At 60.8% G+C, this 17,322-nt stretch carries 18 protein-coding genes; 12 read left to right on the forward strand and 6 right to left on the reverse strand.

The window, feature by feature from the left end:
- Positions 1-6: 6 nt before the first annotated feature.
- Positions 7-882 (reverse strand): GNAT family N-acetyltransferase, encoded by an 876-nt coding sequence (locus tag ACP7AP_RS08055; protein WP_426033687.1) that lies wholly within the window; start codon positions 880-882, stop codon positions 7-9.
- Positions 883-1,159: 277 nt separating this feature from the next.
- Here ACP7AP_RS08055 and ACP7AP_RS08060 point away from each other — a divergent pair, with 277 nt between their 5' ends.
- The 4 genes from ACP7AP_RS08060 (at position 1,160) to ACP7AP_RS08075 (ending at position 6,082) form a co-directional block, all read left to right on the forward strand.
- Complete coding sequence (locus tag ACP7AP_RS08060; protein WP_426033688.1) at positions 1,160-2,470, forward strand: alpha/beta hydrolase; 1,311 nt, start codon at positions 1,160-1,162, stop codon at positions 2,468-2,470.
- 25 nt (positions 2,471-2,495) lie between these two features.
- A complete protein-coding gene (locus ACP7AP_RS08065) occupies positions 2,496-3,104 on the forward strand; it encodes a nicotinate-nucleotide adenylyltransferase (RefSeq protein WP_426033735.1) in 609 nt (202 codons plus the stop codon).
- Positions 3,105-3,192: 88 nt separating this feature from the next.
- Entirely contained in the window at positions 3,193-4,704 is a 1,512-nt protein-coding gene (gene dacB, locus ACP7AP_RS08070) for a D-alanyl-D-alanine carboxypeptidase/D-alanyl-D-alanine endopeptidase (protein ID WP_426033689.1), read from the forward strand.
- Between the two features lie 247 nt (positions 4,705-4,951).
- Entirely contained in the window at positions 4,952-6,082 is a 1,131-nt protein-coding gene (locus tag ACP7AP_RS08075; protein WP_426033690.1) for a TRAP transporter substrate-binding protein, read from the forward strand.
- A gap of 68 nt (positions 6,083-6,150) precedes the next feature.
- On the opposite strand, the gene ACP7AP_RS08080 is transcribed toward ACP7AP_RS08075, so the two are convergent.
- The 3 genes from ACP7AP_RS08080 to ACP7AP_RS08090 all read right to left on the reverse strand — a co-directional run bounded on the left by ACP7AP_RS08080 (position 6,151) and on the right by ACP7AP_RS08090 (position 9,109).
- The gene (locus ACP7AP_RS08080) at positions 6,151-7,926 is read right to left on the reverse strand and encodes a TRAP transporter large permease (protein WP_426033691.1); all 1,776 of its coding nucleotides are present in this window, start codon (positions 7,924-7,926) and stop codon (positions 6,151-6,153) included.
- Positions 7,923-8,540 (reverse strand): TRAP transporter small permease subunit, encoded by a 618-nt coding sequence (locus ACP7AP_RS08085; RefSeq protein WP_426033692.1) that lies wholly within the window; start codon positions 8,538-8,540, stop codon positions 7,923-7,925. Before ACP7AP_RS08085 ends, ACP7AP_RS08080 begins: the two co-directional genes overlap by 4 nt.
- 146 nt (positions 8,541-8,686) lie before the next feature.
- On the reverse strand, positions 8,687-9,109 hold the full coding sequence (locus ACP7AP_RS08090) for a tellurite resistance TerB family protein (RefSeq protein WP_426033693.1): 423 nt from the start codon (positions 9,107-9,109) through the stop codon (positions 8,687-8,689).
- Positions 9,110-9,218: 109 nt separating this feature from the next.
- Here ACP7AP_RS08090 and ACP7AP_RS08095 point away from each other — a divergent pair, with 109 nt between their 5' ends.
- Together ACP7AP_RS08095 and ACP7AP_RS08100 are read left to right on the forward strand one after the other, a co-directional pair.
- A complete protein-coding gene (locus ACP7AP_RS08095; RefSeq protein WP_426033736.1) occupies positions 9,219-10,799 on the forward strand; it encodes a lysine--tRNA ligase in 1,581 nt (526 codons plus the stop codon).
- A 105-nt stretch (positions 10,800-10,904) separates the two neighbouring features.
- Positions 10,905-11,303, forward strand: coding sequence for a DUF4864 domain-containing protein (locus ACP7AP_RS08100; RefSeq protein WP_426033694.1), 399 nt, complete (start codon positions 10,905-10,907; stop codon positions 11,301-11,303).
- Positions 11,304-11,420: 117 nt separating this feature from the next.
- Here the strand turns inward: ACP7AP_RS08100 and mog are convergent, their stop codons facing one another.
- The gene (mog, locus tag ACP7AP_RS08105; RefSeq protein WP_426033695.1) at positions 11,421-11,960 is read right to left on the reverse strand and encodes a molybdopterin adenylyltransferase; all 540 of its coding nucleotides are present in this window, start codon (positions 11,958-11,960) and stop codon (positions 11,421-11,423) included.
- A 125-nt stretch (positions 11,961-12,085) separates the two neighbouring features.
- Between mog and rsgA the strand changes: the two genes are divergently transcribed.
- The 6 genes from rsgA (at position 12,086) to ACP7AP_RS08135 (ending at position 16,604) form a co-directional block, all read left to right on the forward strand.
- Entirely contained in the window at positions 12,086-13,102 is a 1,017-nt protein-coding gene (gene rsgA / locus ACP7AP_RS08110) for a ribosome small subunit-dependent GTPase A (RefSeq protein ID WP_426033696.1), read from the forward strand.
- 115 nt (positions 13,103-13,217) lie between these two features.
- The gene (locus ACP7AP_RS08115; protein WP_426033697.1) at positions 13,218-14,963 is read left to right on the forward strand and encodes a DNA polymerase III subunit gamma/tau; all 1,746 of its coding nucleotides are present in this window, start codon (positions 13,218-13,220) and stop codon (positions 14,961-14,963) included.
- A gap of 9 nt (positions 14,964-14,972) precedes the next feature.
- Complete coding sequence (locus ACP7AP_RS08120; RefSeq protein ID WP_426033698.1) at positions 14,973-15,317, forward strand: YbaB/EbfC family nucleoid-associated protein; 345 nt, start codon at positions 14,973-14,975, stop codon at positions 15,315-15,317.
- A 15-nt stretch (positions 15,318-15,332) separates the two neighbouring features.
- Complete coding sequence (recR, locus tag ACP7AP_RS08125; protein ID WP_426033699.1) at positions 15,333-15,923, forward strand: recombination mediator RecR; 591 nt, start codon at positions 15,333-15,335, stop codon at positions 15,921-15,923.
- A gap of 109 nt (positions 15,924-16,032) precedes the next feature.
- Complete coding sequence (locus tag ACP7AP_RS08130) at positions 16,033-16,233, forward strand: hypothetical protein (protein ID WP_426033700.1); 201 nt, start codon at positions 16,033-16,035, stop codon at positions 16,231-16,233.
- 164 nt (positions 16,234-16,397) lie between these two features.
- Positions 16,398-16,604 carry a cold-shock protein gene (locus tag ACP7AP_RS08135; protein WP_054005237.1) on the forward strand — a complete coding sequence of 69 codons (207 nt, stop codon included), beginning with the start codon at positions 16,398-16,400 and terminating at the stop codon, positions 16,602-16,604.
- Between the two features lie 117 nt (positions 16,605-16,721).
- Here ACP7AP_RS08135 and ACP7AP_RS08140 read toward each other — a convergent pair whose 3' ends face one another.
- A complete protein-coding gene (locus tag ACP7AP_RS08140; protein WP_426033701.1) occupies positions 16,722-17,156 on the reverse strand; it encodes a hypothetical protein in 435 nt (144 codons plus the stop codon).
- Between the last annotated feature and the right edge of the window lie 166 nt (positions 17,157-17,322).

Consider the following 17,322-nt stretch of genomic DNA (forward strand, 5'->3'; position numbering starts at 1 on the left):
TTGCGGCTACAAGGTTTTGCCCAGCCAGAGCGTTGCGGGAAAGCTGGTATAGGCCGGAATGTCGTGCCAGCCGTCGCGGCGGTAAAGCGTGATGGCCTCGGTCAGCGCCGCATTGGTGTCGAGTTTCAGCTGGGCATAGCCCAGGGTTTTGGCGCGGGATTCGATGGCGTGCATCAGGCGGCGGGCGAGGCCTTGGCCACGGGCAGAAGGATCGACCCAGAGCCGTTTGACCTCGGCAGTTGTGGCATCCAGCGGGCGGAGGGAGACGGTGCCGACGGGCAGATCGTCGCTCCACGCGATGAGGAAAGCGCCGTGCGTCGGTCGGTAGGCTTCGGGATCGGGCAGAGGCAGGGTCAGCATATCGCGGCTGAGGCTGGGGATTTTCTCGCACAACAGGTGGTAATAGGCGTCGAGGCAAGCGAGCGCGGCGGGGTCAGTGGCGTCGGCGTCGCGGATTTCGAGTTGGTCGCGCAGCAGGGTGGTGGCGATCAGGTCCATCGCGTCGATCAGGGCTTGGGGATGCTTGCCTGCGCGGGCGAGGGTCTGGGTAGCGCGGGCGTAACCGATGGCGTTATAGGCCTGCATTTCGACCGCGCCTGCCGGGGTAAGCTGGGCGGTGCGGCGGCGGCGGTCGGTGGGGTCGGTGGCAAGCTGGATCAGGTGTTCGGACTCCAAGCTGCGCAGCAGGCGGCTGAGCAAGCCGGAATCGAGCGCCAGTTTGGCGCGGATGTCGGCCACATCGGTGCCTTGCACGGTGATCAGTTGCAGCACACGGGCGGCCCCCAGCGGACGACCCCGACCCAGGTATGAATGGTCAAGCGCACCGACCTCACGGGTGACGGCGCGGTTGAAACGGCGCAGGCGGGCGATGGTGTCGAGCATTGTTACGGCCTTGGTTTGCTGCATAGAGGCCGGGGGCCAGCCCCCGCACCCCCGGAATATTTAAGCCAATGTGAAAGCAAATTTTAATTAAATTGGCGGGATTGCGCGGGTGGAGTTATTTATCTGACTTTGATCAGGCATTTGCAAGTGACAAGAATGGAATGCGGCAAGCTATGCGCCAGCCGCCGAGGTAAATCGCGGGTGATCAAGGTTTTGGGTTTGATATGGCCACTATCTGCGGTAGCCATAGCGACGTGGCGGCCGGGTGGGGGCTAAGATGCTGAAACGGCTGATAACGCGGCGCAACTTTATCGCGGCAGGTTCTGGGGCGCTGGTCACAGCTTGCGCCGCGCCGATCAAGCTGGCCGAGCCACCTACCCTTTACAGCATTGGCACGACGTTTCCGCAAGATGACGTGCCCGTCGCGTTGCGCACGGTTGATCCGTCGATCTTCTACGTCACCGATCGTGCGCCGATTGTTGAGGCCGGGCAACTGGTTGGCTATAGCCATGCGCGGTCATCCTCGATGGTGTTCGGCGCGGCAAAGGTGCGATTTGGCAATATCGACAGTTGGCAGAATCTGGTCACCCGCAGTGAAACTGCCTCAAACCGCCGTCAGGTGTTAAGCACCGAAAGTTACCACGAGATCGTGCGGTTTCCCGAGACTCCACTGCCGTTTGTGCGCAATGCGGCCGACCGGATCGTGCCAGAACCTGCGGCACAGCACAACTACCGCGCCGATGTGGTGGCGTTTCAGCAAGCGTTTCGCGATGCGTTGCGGGTATCGCCGCGCAAAGAGGCGCTGATTTTCGTGCATGGCTTCAACAACCAGATGCAGGACGGGCTGACCACCACCGCCAGCCTGTGGCATTATGCCGGGCGGATCAGCGTGCCCGTCAGCTTTTCCTGGCCTGCGGGCAACACCGGGCTGACCGCCTATTTCAAGGATCGCGAGTCGGGTGAGTTTTCGACCTATCACCTGAAAGAGTTTTTGCGGGCGATTGCGGCGATCCCCGAATTGCAGAAGATCAACATTGTCGCCCATTCGCGCGGGGCAGATGTGGTGACCTCGGCGCTGCGCGAGATGGTGATTTTCGAGATGGGAGCGGGGCGTGATCCACGCCGCAGCCTGAAGATCGACACCATCATTCTGGCCGCCCCCGATCTTGATTTCGGCGTGGTGCAGCAGCGGTTGGCGGCAGAGGGCACGGCGGCGGCGGTGCGGCAGATCACGGTTTATCTGAACCCGAAGGATGGCGCTTTGGGGGTTGCCCAAATGCTGGCGACCGGGCAACGCGTGGGCCGGATGTCGCCAGATAACTTCACCGAAGCCGAGTGGCAGAAGATGGGCGATTTGGGCAATGTCTATTTCATTGACGTGGAAAATGCCGGCAGCAAGCTGGGGCATACCTATTTCCGTGACAATCCGGCGGTGCTGTCGGATGTGATCCTGACGCTGCGCACCGGGGCTTTGCCGGGCAGCGCCGAGCGTCCGCTCGCGCAAATCCGCAGCAATTTCTACCAGATGCACGCCAATTATCCCGGGCCGCGCATTGTGGTCGAGCTTAAGCGCAACAGTAATCGGTAAGGTGGGGCTTGTGGCGTATCAGCGATTGCCGGGCGGCTTTGTCGGGGAAAAACCGATTGCGACCAAGGGCATGGTGATCGGCCTTTTGGGCGGATCGTTTGATCCGGCGCATGAGGGGCATGTGCATATCACCCGCGAAGCCTTGAAGCGGATGGGCCTTGATCAGGTGTGGTGGTTGGTCAGCCCCGGCAACCCGCTGAAGGCGCGCCAGCCTGCACCGATGGCCGAGCGGCTGGCGCGGGCGCGGGCGGTGATGCCCGATCCGCGCGTGGTGATCAGCGATCTGGAGGCGCGGTTGGGCACGCGGGCGACGGCCGATACCATCAAGCGGCTGCAGGCGATCTATCCCGGCGTGCATTTTGTCTGGCTGATGGGGGCGGATAATCTGGTGCAGTTTCACCGCTGGAACCGCTGGCGGGATATTTTGCGCAGCGTGCCCGTCGGGGTTTTGGCGCGGCCGGGGGCTGGGGTGGCGGCGCGGACCTCTGTTGCCGCGCGGGCGTTTCGGGTCAATCAGATCGACCGGGGCGAGAATTTGCGCGGCCGCAAAGCACCTGCTTGGTGTTTTGTGAACATCCCGATGAATGGCGCGTCTTCGAGTGCGATCCGGGCGCGGGGTGAGTGGAAGCGGTGAATTTGCCGTGATCAGGGGCGGGCGGAGGCCATCTTGCCCTGCTCACGATTGCATCGTTGCCTGCGCGCAGGATATTCCTGCGACTGGAATGACCAAGGGAATCGCAATGCTGGTTGGGCGCAGATGGGTGTTGGGCGGGCTGCTGGCGGGGGCTGCGCTGCCTGCGTGGGCGGAAGCGCCTGCCGTGTCGCTGCGGCCCCGCGCGCGGCCAAGCCCGAGCGTTTTGGTCAAGCCTGCGGACCCGGGTGCTGCGGCGTTGGTGGCGGCCGCCAAGCTGACCGGGGCGGTGGGCTATTGCGTGGTCGATCTTGCCTCGGGTCGGGTGTTGGAAGCTGCGGGCGAGGCGGTGGAAATGCCGCCAGCGAGTGTCACCAAGACCGTAACCACGGCGTTTGCGTTGGAAAAGTTGGGGGTGGAGCATCGCTTTGTGACGCGGGTGATGCGGGTGGGGTCGGTGGTGAACGGGCGGCTCGATGGCGATTTGATCTTGGCGGGCGGCGGCGATCCGACCTTTGACACTGACAAGATGGGCGATCTGGTGGCGGCGCTGGCTGCCTCGGGGCTGCGCGAGGTGACGGGGAAGTTCATCGCTTATGCCGGGGCTTTGCCGGAACGGGCCGAGATTGCCACCGATCAGCCAGATTTTGTCGGCTACAATCCGGCGATTTCGGGGCTGATGCTGAATTTCAACCGGGTGAATTTCGTCTGGAAATCGGTGAACGACGGCTATTCTCTGGCGATGAATGCCGAGGGCGCGCGGTTTGTGCCGCCCGTCAGCATGGCGCAGGTGCAGGTGGTGGACCGTGATGTGCCGGTGTTTGCTTATAAGGCAGGCGTGGCGCAGGACAACTGGTCGGTGGCGCGGCGGGCTTTGGGGCGCGAGGGCTCGCGCTGGCTGCCGGTGCGTCATGCGGCGACCTATGTGGCCGAGGTGTTTCAGACCCTGTGTGCAGCGCAGGGCATAAAGCTGCCGAAAGCCGAGGTGGTTTATACCCTGCCCCAAGCTGCCGAGATTGTGCGGCACGAGTCCGAGGCTTTGCCGGATCTTTTGCGCAAGATGCTGCGGTTTTCGACCAATCTGACGGCAGAGGCGGTGGGGCTGGCGGCCTCGGGCGCGGGCACGTTGGAGGGGTCTGCGGCGGTAATGACCACTTGGGCGCGGCGGCGGTTTGGTGTGCAAGCGGTGTTTGGCGATCATTCAGGCTTGGGGCCGAAAACCCGGATCAGCCCGGCGGAGATGGTGCAGGTGATGATCAGGGCGCGGCAGGATAAACATTTGTCGATGCTGCATGATCTGCTGAAAACCGCCGATCTGCCCAGTGCCGATGGCAAGCCTGCCGCCAAAGCCGCGAAGCCCGGCTCTGTAGCACGGGTTTCGGCGAAAAGCGGCACGATGAATTTCGTCTCCAACCTGTCGGGCTATGTCGACGCGCCGGGGGGGCGGTCGCTGGCGTTTGCGATCTTCGCCGCTGATCTGCCGCGCCGGGAAGCGGTGCCCGAGTGGAACCGGGAATCGCCCGAGGGCGACAAGGCTTGGGTGCGGCGGGCGCATCGCTTGCAGGGCCAGTTGTTGAACCGCTGGGGGCAGGTTTATCTGTAGCTTTGGTGCGCTTGGCCCAGAAACGCGGGTCGCGTTAAGCAACCGTCCGGGCTGCGATGATGCCGCCGCACAGCCAGCCGACCCTATGGATTGCTGCCGTAACGTCACCCTGCATCACGCGGAAAACATGCGGGGATTTCTTGCTTGAAGCTGCAGCACCCGCTCTAACCGCGTAGACAGAACCACCACAGCGTGTAGTCTTGCCCTGTGTCGGCAAGGGCGGAGGGGCCCAAGCCGGACTTTGCTATTGCATCAACAGGAGGATTGCATGGATCGTCGTTCGTTTTTGACAAAGGCTTCCATCGGGGGCGTCGGTGCCGCGGGGGCCGCGATGCTGGCCGCGCCGATGATTGCGCAGACAAGCCCGAAGATCACGTGGCGGATGACCTCGTCTTTCCCGAAATCGCTGGATACAATTTATGGCGGGGCGGAAGTCTTGTCGAAAATGCTGTCGGAAGCCACCGATGGCAATTTCCAGATTCAGGTGTTTGCGGCGGGGGAATTGGTGCCCGGTGGCGCGCCTGCAGCCGATGCGGTCAGCGCGGGGACGGTTGAGGCCTGTCACACGGTTGGCTATTACAATTTCGGGCAGGACCCGACCTTTGCGCTGGCGGCGGCGGTGCCGTTCTCGCTTTCCGCACGCGGCATCAACGCTTGGCATTACCATGGCGGCGGCATTGATCTGTATAATGAATTCTTGGCCACCAAGGGCATTTTTGGTCTGCCGGGTGGCAATACCGGGGTGCAGATGGGCGGTTGGTTCCGCAAGGAAATTAACACTTTGGCCGATCTTCAGGGCTTGAAATTCCGCGTCGGCGGCTTTGCGGGCAAGGTGCTGACCAAACTGGGCGTGGTGCCACAGCAAATTCCGGGCGGCGATATTTATCCGGCGCTGGAGAAGGGCACGATTGATGCCGCCGAATGGGTTGGGCCCTATGACGACGAAAAGCTTGGCTTTTATAAAGTCGCCCCGTTCTATTACTATCCCGGCTGGTGGGAAGGTGGCCCGACGGTACACTTCTTCTTCAACAAGGGTCAGTACGAGTCGTTGACACCGCAATATCAATCGTTGTTGCGCACCGCGTGTCGTGCGGCGGATGCGGATATGCTGCAGAAATACGACTACAAGAACCCGACCGCGATCAAATCTTTGGTCGGTCAGGGTGTGAAACTGCGCCCGTTCAGCCCGGAAATCCTGCAAGCCTCGTTCACCGCCGCGAATGAGGTTTATTCCGAGATGGAAGCCACCAACGCGCCGTTCAAGAAGATCTGGCAGTCGATCAAGGCGTTCCGCAACGACTACTATCAGTGGACCCAAGTTGCGGAATACAACTACGATACTTTCATGATGATCCAGCAGCGCGACGGCAAGCTGTAAGCGAATTGCCTAAAGGAAAGCCCCCGCCGAGCGATCAGCGGGGGCTTTTTCATGCGCTTCCGTTGGGATCATGGCGCGGGGGCCGCAGGTTTCGTGGTGCCAAAGCTGGGCGGTTGTGACAGCAGATCATTGCCCAAAGGCGCGGGTGTTCCGGGTGCGGCGGGGGTCGCAGGCCCACCCAGACCCGTGCCAAGTCCGCCATCCAGCCCCCCCAAGCCGCCTAACCCGCCCAAACCGGAATTCGGCGCGGTGAAGGTGACATGCGAGGTATCCACCACCGCGCCCTTGTAATGCATCACCATCTGCGGGAAGCCAATCACCAGACCGACCATCACCACTTGGATGATCACGAACGGCACCGCCCCCCAATAGATCTCGCTGGTTTTAACGGGGGCCATCGTCTTGCCCGTCAGCCGGTCTTTATACGGCTCTTTCGGCGCGACCGAGCGCAGATAGAACAGCGAGAAGCCGAACGGCGGGTGCATGAACGAGGTCTGCATGTTGACGCCAAGGATGACGCCAAACCAGATCAGATCAATGCCCAGCTTTTCGGCCACCGGGGCCAGCAAGGGCACAAGGATGAAGGCCAACTCAAAGAAATCGAGGAAGAACGCCAGCAAAAACACCAGTATCGACACCCCGATCAGGAAGCCCAACTGCCCGCCCGGCATTGCCGTCAACAGGTGTTCCACCCAAAGGTGGCCTTGCACGCCGTAGAAGGTCAGCGAGAACACCCGCGCACCGAGCAGAATGAACATCACGAAGGACGACAGCCGAGTGGTCGAGGCCAGCGCCTGTTGGATCACCGTCAGGTTCAGCCGGCCCTTGATGCCTGCAAGGAACAATGAGCCGACAGCGCCCATCGCCCCACCCTCGGTCGGGGTAGCAATGCCAAGATAGATCGTGCCCAGCACCAGAAAGATCAGCGCCAGCGGTGGGATCAGCACGATAATCACCTGCGAGCACAGTTTCGACATCAGGTTGAGGTTCAGCGCCCGGTCCAGCAAGGCAGCTAAATAGATCGCGATGATGGCGACCGAAGCGCCGATGATATCAGCGCCTTCCCCGTAAAGCGGCAGCAGAGCTTTGATGATCAGATAGCCCGCAACCCCCGCGATCAGCAGCGACACCACCAGCGAGGTGACGCCATTGCCCAAGGTGCGGGCCTCTTTCGGCAGCGCCGGGACCCAGTTCGGCCGGAACATGCTGACAAGGAACACGTAGGCCATGTACAGCCCGGTCAGCACCAGCCCCGGCACCATCGCGCCCTTGTACATATCGCCGACCGAGCGGCCAAGTTGGTCGGCCAGAATGATCAGCACCAGCGAGGGCGGAATGATCTGCGCCAAGGTGCCGGATGCCGCGATCACCCCGCTGGCCATCCGGCGATCATAGCCGTAACGCAGCATGATCGGCAGCGAAATCAAGCCCATGGCGATAACCGATGCGGCGACGACTCCGGTGGTGGCGGCCAGAAGTGCTCCGACGATGATCACCGCATAGGCGAGACCGCCGCGCACCGGGCCGAACAGCTGGCCGATGGTTTCCAAGAGATCCTCGGCCATGCCGGAGCGTTCCAGCACGATGCCCATGAAGGTAAAGAACGGGATCGCCAGCAAGGTTTCGTTCTGCATCACCCCCCAGAACCGTTCGGGCAGCGCATAGAGCAGCGGCCAATCGAGGGTAATGGTGCCTTCCGACATGGGCGCGAGAAACACGCCAAATACGAAGAACAGCAGGCCATTGGCGGCCAAAGAAAACGCCACTGGGTAGCCTACCAGCAGAAACACCACCAACGAGACGAACATGATCGGCGCCATGTTCTGCGCGATCAGTTCCATCATCTGCGGTCCCCCTTGGCGGCTTTATCGGCTTCGGCTTGGATGGCGGCGAGTTTTTCCGCCAGTTCCGCGCCCTCATTGGCTGCGGCTTCATGGCTTGACACGAAGGGGGTTGGATCGGGGATGATACCGCGCATCACCGCGATTTTCTTGATGATTTCCGAGATGCCTTGCAGGGTTAGCAGCAGCATCCCGATCAATAGCAGTGCCTTGGCCGGCCACAGGGTCAGACCGCCCGCGTTGTTTGAGGTTTCGCCGGAGTAGTAGGATTGCAGCACATAAGAGGTGAAATACACATCCATCAGGATCGCGAACGGCATCAGAAAGAACAGATGGCCCAGCAGATCAATCCAATGCTGCGCCCGCCGTGACAAAGCGCCGTAGACAATATCAATGCGAATATGCTCGTTCTGCTTCAGCGTATAGGCCGCCGCCAGCAGGAACGCCGCGCCAAACAGATACCATTGCGCTTCCAGCAGCGCGTTAGACGAGCTGTTGAACAGCTTGCGCACCACCGCATTGCCGGCGCTGAGCAGAATGGCGGCCAGAATGAACCAGCCGACCGCCTTGCCGATCACCTCGGTGCCTCGATCTATAAAGCGCGATAATATCAACATGATGGACCTCCCCATAGGTTGAGTTTGGTCAACTCAACGCTATCGGTCAATCAGCGATACAAATCGGATCGCACTCAGCATCCAAATTCGGATTTGATTTTCGTATGACGTAAGGTCAAACCGTGCAATCAAAGCCACTAGCTGGATCAAGGCCGCAGATGCCGCACCCTTGCGCCCCATTCGATCGCGGCGGCGTGCAACCGATCAATGTTCAGCTCCTCGCGCACTTCCTCCAGCATCCGCAATTCCACTTCGCGCAGGCTGCCATCAGCGGTGGCGACATCGCAGGCCAAAGCATAGGCGGTCTCATTCAGCCGCTCGGGCAAGGCATCGCGGATCAGGCCGAACAGCGCCTCAAGCCCGTCTTCTTCCTCAAACAAATCAAACACCGTCTGCGCCACCACCCGCATACGATCGGCGTCATAGCCAGCAAACACCGGCATATGGTTGACCGTGCGCTGGATCGCCACCAGTTCGGCGGTGCGCATGTTCTCGTCTGATGCCGAGACGGCGATCATCACGGCCAGCAGTGCGTCTTGGGGCGACAGCGAGGGGGGGGTATCGGGCACGTCGGCTCTCCTATTGTTGCGGTGCAGAATATTGACCTGCGGGCTTGGCGGCAATAGAGGACAAGGGCTTGTGATGACATGGGGTCGTCACGCGTTGGAGTATGCCGCGATGTCCGCTTTGCGCGATGCTGGGATGAAATCGAAAGCTTGGCCCTTTGAAGAGGCCCGCGCGCTGCTGAAACGCTATGAAAAGAAGGCCCCGGAAAAGGGCTATGTGCTGTTCGAGACCGGCTATGGCCCGTCAGGTCTGCCGCATATCGGCACCTTTGGCGAGGTGGCGCGGACGACGATGATCCGGCGCGCGTTTGAGGCGATTTCGGATATTCCCACCCGGCTGATCTGTTTCTCGGATGATGTGGACGGCATGCGCAAGGTGCCGGAGAACGTGCCGCAGCAGGATATGCTGCGCGCGCATATGCAAAAGCCACTGACTTCGGTGCCGGACCCCTACGGCGAATATCCCAGCTTTGGCCATCACAACAACGCCATGCTGCGGCGGTTTCTCGATACCTTTGGCTTTGAATATGAGTTCATCAGCGCCACCGAGTTCTATAAATCGGGCAAGTTCGATGACACGCTGAAACTGGCGACCGAGCGCTATGATGCGATCATGAAGATCATGCTGGCCAGCCTGCGTGAAGAACGCCAGCAGACCTATTCCTGCTTCCTGCCGATCCACCCGGAAACGGGCCGGGTGATGTATGTGCCGATGAAGAACGTCGACCCGGTCAATCACACCATCACCTTCGATGATGAAACGGGGCGCGAATGGACGCTTTCGGTGACGGGTGGAAACGTCAAACTACAATGGAAGCCGGATTTCGGCGCGCGCTGGGCGGCGCTGGATGTCGATTTTGAGATGTATGGCAAAGACCACTCCACCAACACCCCGATCTATGACGGGATTTGCGAGGTTCTGGGCGGGCGCAAGCCGAACCATATGTCTTATGAGTTGTTCCTCGACGACCAAGGCCAGAAGATTTCCAAATCCAAGGGCAATGGCCTGACGATTGACGAATGGCTGACCTATGCCTCGTCGGAAAGCCTGTCGTATTTCATGTATCAAAAGCCCAAAACCGCGAAACGGATGCATTTCGATGTGATCCCGCGCGCGATGGACGAATATCACCAGCAGCTGCGGGCTTACCCTGCGCAGGACGTGGATCAGCAGGTCAATAATCAGGTTTGGCATATCCACAAGGGCAACCCGCCGCTGTCGAAAATGGTGGTGCCGTTCTCGATGCTGCTGAACCTCGCAAGCGTGTCGGGCGCGAAGGATGCACGCGGCCTCTGGGGCTTCATCAAGCGCTATGCGCCCGATGCCTCGCCCGAAGGCAACCCCGATCTCGATGCCGCCGCAGGCTATGCTCTGCGCTATTTCGCCGACCGGATTGCGCCGACGCGCACATTCCGTCTGCCCACCGATCAGGAGCGCGCCGCCATGCTGGATCTGCGGGCGCGGCTGGTGGCTTGGGACGGTGGTCTGGACGACGAAGCCCTGCAAAGCATGGTGTTCGCCGTTGGCAAGGATCACGGGTTCGAGCCTTTGCGCGATTGGTTCAAGGCCTTGTATGAGGTCTTGCTCGGCGCCTCTGACGGGCCGCGTTTCGGTGGTTTCATCGCTTTGTATGGCGTTGAGGAAACCATTGCCCTGCTGGACCGTGGTCTGAATGGTGAACTTCTCAGCTAATCCGTGAAAAGTTAACGCCCCCTGCCTCGCGCCGGGGGTTTTTGTTTGACGAAATCGCAACCTGCTTTACCCTTACACATGGGGACGGTGGTAAGAGGTGTTGCGATGCGACTTTACCTATGTTTTGCGGTTTTGGCTTGGCTGGCCTTGCCTGCCGCCGCACAAGAAGCGCCTATTCAGCAGACTATCAAATCGCAGCTTGATGCGTTCAACGCGCAAGATGTCAGCAAGGCATGGACTTATGCCTCGCCCAACATCAAAGGCATTTTCGGCACGCCGGATCAGTTTGGCGAAATGGTCGAGAAGGTCTATCCGATGGTCTGGCGGCATGACGCGGTGCGGATGCTGGAATTGCGCACCGTGGCGGGCAACCTGTGGCAGCGGGTGATGATCACCGATGCCGGCGGCAGCACCTATCTGCTGGACTACATGATGGTCGAGACGCCGGATGGCTGGCAGATCAACGCGGTGCAGCTGTTGCCGCAGCAGGATGTGGGGGCTTAAGCGCCTGCCAACCTGCCCGGTATAGCGGGAAATGCCGAAACTATCCAATCGACACAACATGTTGTGGGTAATTTCCCTCTAACCACAAGTCACTCCCAGCGGGGAAGGAGTTTCGCCTTAGCTTTTCGGGCGATGCGCCTTGATAATGGCCGGATCGGTTTCAACCCAACCCCCGCCGATCAGATCAAGGCAATAGGGTACAGCCGCGAACACCGCCTCTAGGCTGGTGGCGATGGCGTTGGGGCTGCCGGGCAGCGTGATGATCAGGGTTTTGCCCCGAATGCCTGCGGTTTGCCGCGACAGAATGGCGGTGGCGACGACTTTGCCGTTTGCGGCCCGCATTGCCTCACCAAAGCCGGGAAGTTCCATATGGATCACATCCGCGAGCGCCTCGGGCGTCTGATCGCGCGGGCTGGGGCCGGTGCCGCCAGTGGCAAGGATCAGATCGGCCTGCCAAGTGTCGGCGAGGTCGCGGAGTTCATCTGCGACTTCGGCGCGACCGTCTGGGGTGATACGGCGCAGGATTTCCACGGGCGTGGTGATGATGCGCCGCAGCCATTCCTCGGCTGCGGGGCCGCCACGGTCTTGATATTCGCCCTTTGAGGCGCGGTCTGACACGGTGAGGATGGCGATGCGGGCGGCGGCTTTGGTAGACATGGGCAAGCTCCGATTTTACATCGAAGGGTGGGGGTTTCGGCTGCAAGGTGCAAGCCCCTGCTTGCCGCACGGGCCTTGCGCGCGTAAGCTGTCTATTGCCCGATTGGGGCCGAAAAGGATGCCGTTTGCCTGATTTCACGCTGCCAGACTTAGGCTGGTCTGACCATTTCTCTGAACAGCTGACCGAGGAAGATGCGGGGTTTGTACCTGCGCGGTTAAGTTCATTGCATCGGGCAAGGGTGCAGGCTTTGACGGCGGAAGGTGCCGTGGAATTGCTGTGCCCGCCGACGCTTTCGGTCGCAAGCATGGCAGTGGGCGATTGGGTGTTGGCGGATGGCCCGCGTGTAGGCCGGGTGCTTGACCGCATCAGCCTGCTGCAACGCCGCGCGGCAGGCACCGGGACGGTGGCACAACTGATCGCCGCCAATGTCGATACGATGTTCGTCGTCACCTCTTGCAACGCCGATTTCAACGAGGCGCGGTTGGAGCGCTATCTGGTGCTCGCCCATTCCGCCGGGATCACCCCTGTCGTGGTGCTGACCAAGGCGGATATGGCCGAAGCTGGGCCTTTTATCGCGCGGGCGAAAGGACTGTCGGCAGGGATGGCCGTGGTGGCACTCAACGCGAAATCCGGCGATCTTTCGAGCTTAGACCCGTGGTGCCGCACCGGGCAAACAGTGGTCCTGCTCGGCTCATCCGGCGTCGGAAAATCCACGCTGGCCAACAGCTTGACCGGCGGCGCGCTAGAGGTTGGCCCGGTACGCGAAGATGATGCCAAGGGCCGCCACACCACCACCTCACGCTATCTGCTGGCCCTTCCCGCAGGCGGCTGGCTGATCGACACACCCGGCGTGCGCGAGTTGCAGCTCACCGACGTGGCAGACGGCATCGACATGTTGTTTTCCGATCTGATTGATCTGGCGGCAAACTGTCGCTTCCGCGATTGCAAACATACGGTAGAACCGGGCTGTGCCGTGCAAGCGGCGATAAAAGCGGGCACAATCGACGCGCGCCGTTTGGACAGTTGGCGGAAACTGGGGGCGGAGGAGCGCGCGAATTCATCGGCGATGCAGGTCTCAAAAGTGCGTGCCGCTGGAAAATACACCAAGAAATCAGCGGCCAAACGTCGGCCTGGCGGCTAACACCCCCCACCCCGTTGCGATTGTCAGCCGCATCTGTTCCTCTTTGGTTTACGTTTGGCCGCAGCCGCCGTAGTCTGGCGCGACCCGAATCCGCCCGCATAGTCTCTGAGGTATGATGACCGAAACCATGCCGCAAACCTATCAGGTTTTGGCCCGCAAATACCGCCCCGCGACCTTTGCCGATCTGGTTGGGCAAGAGGCGATGGTGCGCACCCTGAAGAACGCCTTCGCGGCGGACCGGATTGCGCATGCTTTCATGCTGACGGGTATTCGCGGCACCGGCAAAACCACGACCGCACGGATTGTGGCCAAGGGGCTGAATTGCGTCGGGCCGGATGGCCATGGTCTGCCTACGACGGAGCCGTGCGGGGTCTGTGAGCCTTGCGTGGCGATTGCTGAGGGCCGTCATGTTGACGTGATGGAGATGGATGCGGCCTCGCGCACCGGCGTCAACGACATGCGCGAAGTCATTGATTCCGTGCATTACCGGGCGGCCTCGGCGCGCTACAAGATCTATATCATCGACGAAGTGCATATGCTGTCGAACGCCGCCTTCAACGCGCTGTTGAAGACTTTGGAAGAACCCCCGGCGCATGTGAAATTCATCTTTGCCACCACCGAAATTCGCAAGGTTCCGGTGACGGTGCTGTCGCGCTGCCAACGGTTTGATCTGAAACGCATCGAGCCGGAAGTGCAGATGGCTTTGATGCGCAAGATCGCCAATGCCGAGGGCGCGCAGATCACCGATGGCGCATTGGCATTGATCGCGCGGGCGGCGGAAGGTTCGGCGCGGGATGCAACAAGCCTTCTGGATCAGGCGATTTCCAATGGCGCGGGAGAGACGACGGCAGATCAGGTCCGCGCGATGCTGGGGCTCGCAGATCGTGGCCGGGTGCTCGATCTGTTCGATCTGATCATGAAAGGTGAGGCTGCCAAGGCTTTGGCGGAACTGTCGGGGCAATATGCCGACGGCGCGGACCCGATGGCGGTTTTGCGCGATCTGGCGGAAATCACCCATTGGGTTTCGGTGATCAAGATCACACCAGAGGCCGCCGAAGACCCCACAACGCCGCAGGATGAGCGCGAACGTGGCCTTGCCATGGCTGCGGTTCTGCCGATGCGGGTGCTGACGCGGATGTGGCAGATGCTGTTAAAAGCATTGGAAGAAGTGGCGCTGGCACCGAATGCAATGATGGCCGCCGAGATGGCTGTGATCCGGCTGACCCATGTGGCCGACCTGCCCGATCCCGAGACTTTGGTGAAAAAGCTGATGTCGCAAGCAGCCCCTGCGCGGCCCACTGGTGGCGCGCCTGCGGGTGGCGGTGGTGGCATGGTGCATGGCGCGTTGCGAATGGCCCCAAGCGCACCGATGCGGGGGCCGACGATGCAGGGCGGACAGGCCCTCGCCGTGGCGGAAAGCCAGTTGGTGATCTATGCCAGCTTCGCACAAGTGGTTGAATTGATCGGCGAAAAGCGCGACATGCGGTTGCTGGTCGAGGTTGAAGAAGGCGTCAAGCTGGCGAAATACGCGCCGGGGCGAATTGAGTTTGAACCGGCTGCGGGGGCGAAAGCCGATCTCGCTGCACGGCTTTCGCAGCGGTTGCAGGGCTGGACCGGGGCGCGTTGGGGCGTGTCGGTGGTGAACACCGGCGGCGCGCCGACGCTGGCCGAGGAACGCAACGCGGCCTCCAACGCGGCGCGCACTGAAGCTATGGGCAACCCCTTGGTGCAGGCGGTGATGCTGGCGTTTCCCGGCGCGCAAATCACTGAGATCAGGACGGCAGAGGCGATGGCGGCGAGTGCAGCGATTGAAGCTTTGCCAGAAGTAGAAGATGAATTTGATCCATTTGAGGACGACTGAGGAGCGAACATGTTAAAAGGTTTGGGCGGCATTGGCGATATGGCCAATATGATGAAAACCGCGCAGGAAATGCAGGGCAAGATGGCCGAACTGCAAGAGCAAATGGCGCGCACCGTGGTGATCGGTGAGGCGGGCGCGGGGCTGGTGAAGGCGCGGGCGACTTGCAAGGGCGAGGTTACTGGCTTGGATATTGACCCGTCGATCCTGATCGCATCCGAGAAGGAAGTGGTCGAAGATCTGATCCTCGCCGCGATCAAGGATGCGCAGAACAAGGGGCAGGCGCGCAATATGGTCGAGATGCAGAAAATGACGCAAGCGCTTGGTCTGCCTGCGGATTTCAAGCTGCCGATCTGAGGGAACCCTGCCTGAATGGAGCAATCCCGCGACATTGAAACGCTGATCGAGTTGATGGCGCGGCTGCCGGGGCTGGGGCCTCGCTCAGCGCGTCGGGCGGTGTTGGCGCTGCTGAAAAAGCGCGGGGCGTTGATGGCTCCGCTGGCGCAGGCGATGGCGACTGTGGCATTGACGGCGAAGGATTGCGCGATCTGCGGCAATATCGGCACCAGCGAAATCTGCCAGATTTGCAGCGATGACACCCGCGCCAATGGCGAGATTTGCGTGGTCGAGGACGTGTCCGACCTTTGGGCGATGGAGCGCGGCGGTGCGTTCAAGGGCCGCTATCATGTGCTGGGCGGCACGCTTTCGGCGCTGGATGCCGTGGGGCCGGAAGAATTGGGCATCCCCCGGCTGGTGAACCGCGCCCGTGAGGCGACGGAAGTAATTTTGGCCCTGAACGCCACTGTGGATGGCCAAACCACGGCGCATTACATCGCCGATGCGCTGGCCGGGCTTTCGGTGCAGATCACCTCTCTGGCGCAGGGCGTGCCGATTGGCGGCGAGTTGAACTATCTCGACGATGGCACGATTAGTGCTGCCTTGCGGGCGCGCCGCAGTTTTTGACCGCGTTTCGCGCGCAAGTTTAAGCCTGCTTCACAACCATACCGCGCTTTCGCCGTATTCCCGCCTTATTCAGATTCTTAATTGGACTGACCGATAAGCGGAGGGTGTGATGGCCGTTGTTTCAATGATTGCAGGCGGGATGCTCGGGTTTTTCTTGGCTTTGTTCAGTCTGGTGGCGTTGAATGTCAGCTGGCTGACCGCCCTGGGGTTGTGGAGCGGTATTGGCTGCGCTGTCGCCGTCTTGCTACTGGGATGCGCGATGTGGCCCCGCCGCAAAGCCGCCGAGATGCGCCGGACGGAACACGCCTAGCGCGCAATTTTTTCTTGATCTGTGGCCAGAGTCGCCCCTAACTTACCTTGCGACGTTGACTCTCTGCGATCTCTGTCTCCGATTTCGGCCACAGCATTCGACAAAGGCTGACTGCGCCAAGCCGCCGCAATCTCGCGGGCGGCACTGCTAAAGGAGACATCACGATGGCTAAGGGCACCGTGAAATGGTTTAATGAAACCAAAGGCTTCGGCTTTATCGCGCCGGAAGGCGGCAAGAAGGACGTGTTCGTGCACATCTCGGCGCTGGAGCGTGCTGGTCTGCGCTCGCTGAAAGATGGCCAGCCGGTCACTTTTGATATCGAAGCGGGCCGCGATGGCCGCGAATCGGCGACCAATCTGGCGCTTGCCTGAACCGAACGCCTGACGGCTGACTAAGATTTGAAAGGGGCGCATCCCAGATGCGCCCCTTTTGTATTTTATCACCGCCGCTGATCTCGATTGACGATCAGGTTGGATTTGATCGAAAATTCACATCAGGCGCAGAGCCAGTCGATCCCGCAGCGCATGTTCAAAGCCAACCCGCAGCGAGATACCCGAGGTGGGCGCGCGCAGCACCACAGCCTCACCACGTTCCTCGGGGAATTCCTGCGCGGTGCAGTCTTTTGACAGCAGAATAACCGGCACCCGCCGCGCCACGTCGATCAGCAGCGCATGGGCGCGACGACCCGCCGCCAGCCCGCCAAACGCATCACAGTCAATCACGCAAAGACCGTAACCCGCCGGATCTTCGATCACCGCTTCCAAGCCCACAAACAGATCATCGGCTATTTCCACCTTGCCGCCAAGCCCCGCCAGGCGGTGTGGCAGTGGGCTGCCGTCTTGGCTTTGGGCAACCAACATCACCCGGATGCCAAGCCCCACCGGCGAGGCGCTGTGCTGTTCTAATGACCGAATGATTTGCACGATTGTTCCCCTAAACATGGCAGGCGGTCTGCGTCTTGATTGTTTGACTTTAGGCGACAGTTGCGGCGAAATTGGGCGGGCAATGCGACGTTCTTTGGTAAATTATGGCGAAGATTGGGCGTTGAAACCGCAGGCTTTGCCCGTCATGATCCGCCCAAATGCACCG

The sequence above is a fragment of the Cypionkella sp. TWP1-2-1b2 genome (genome assembly GCF_049896245.1).
Classification (GTDB): Bacteria; Pseudomonadota; Alphaproteobacteria; order Rhodobacterales; family Rhodobacteraceae; genus Cypionkella.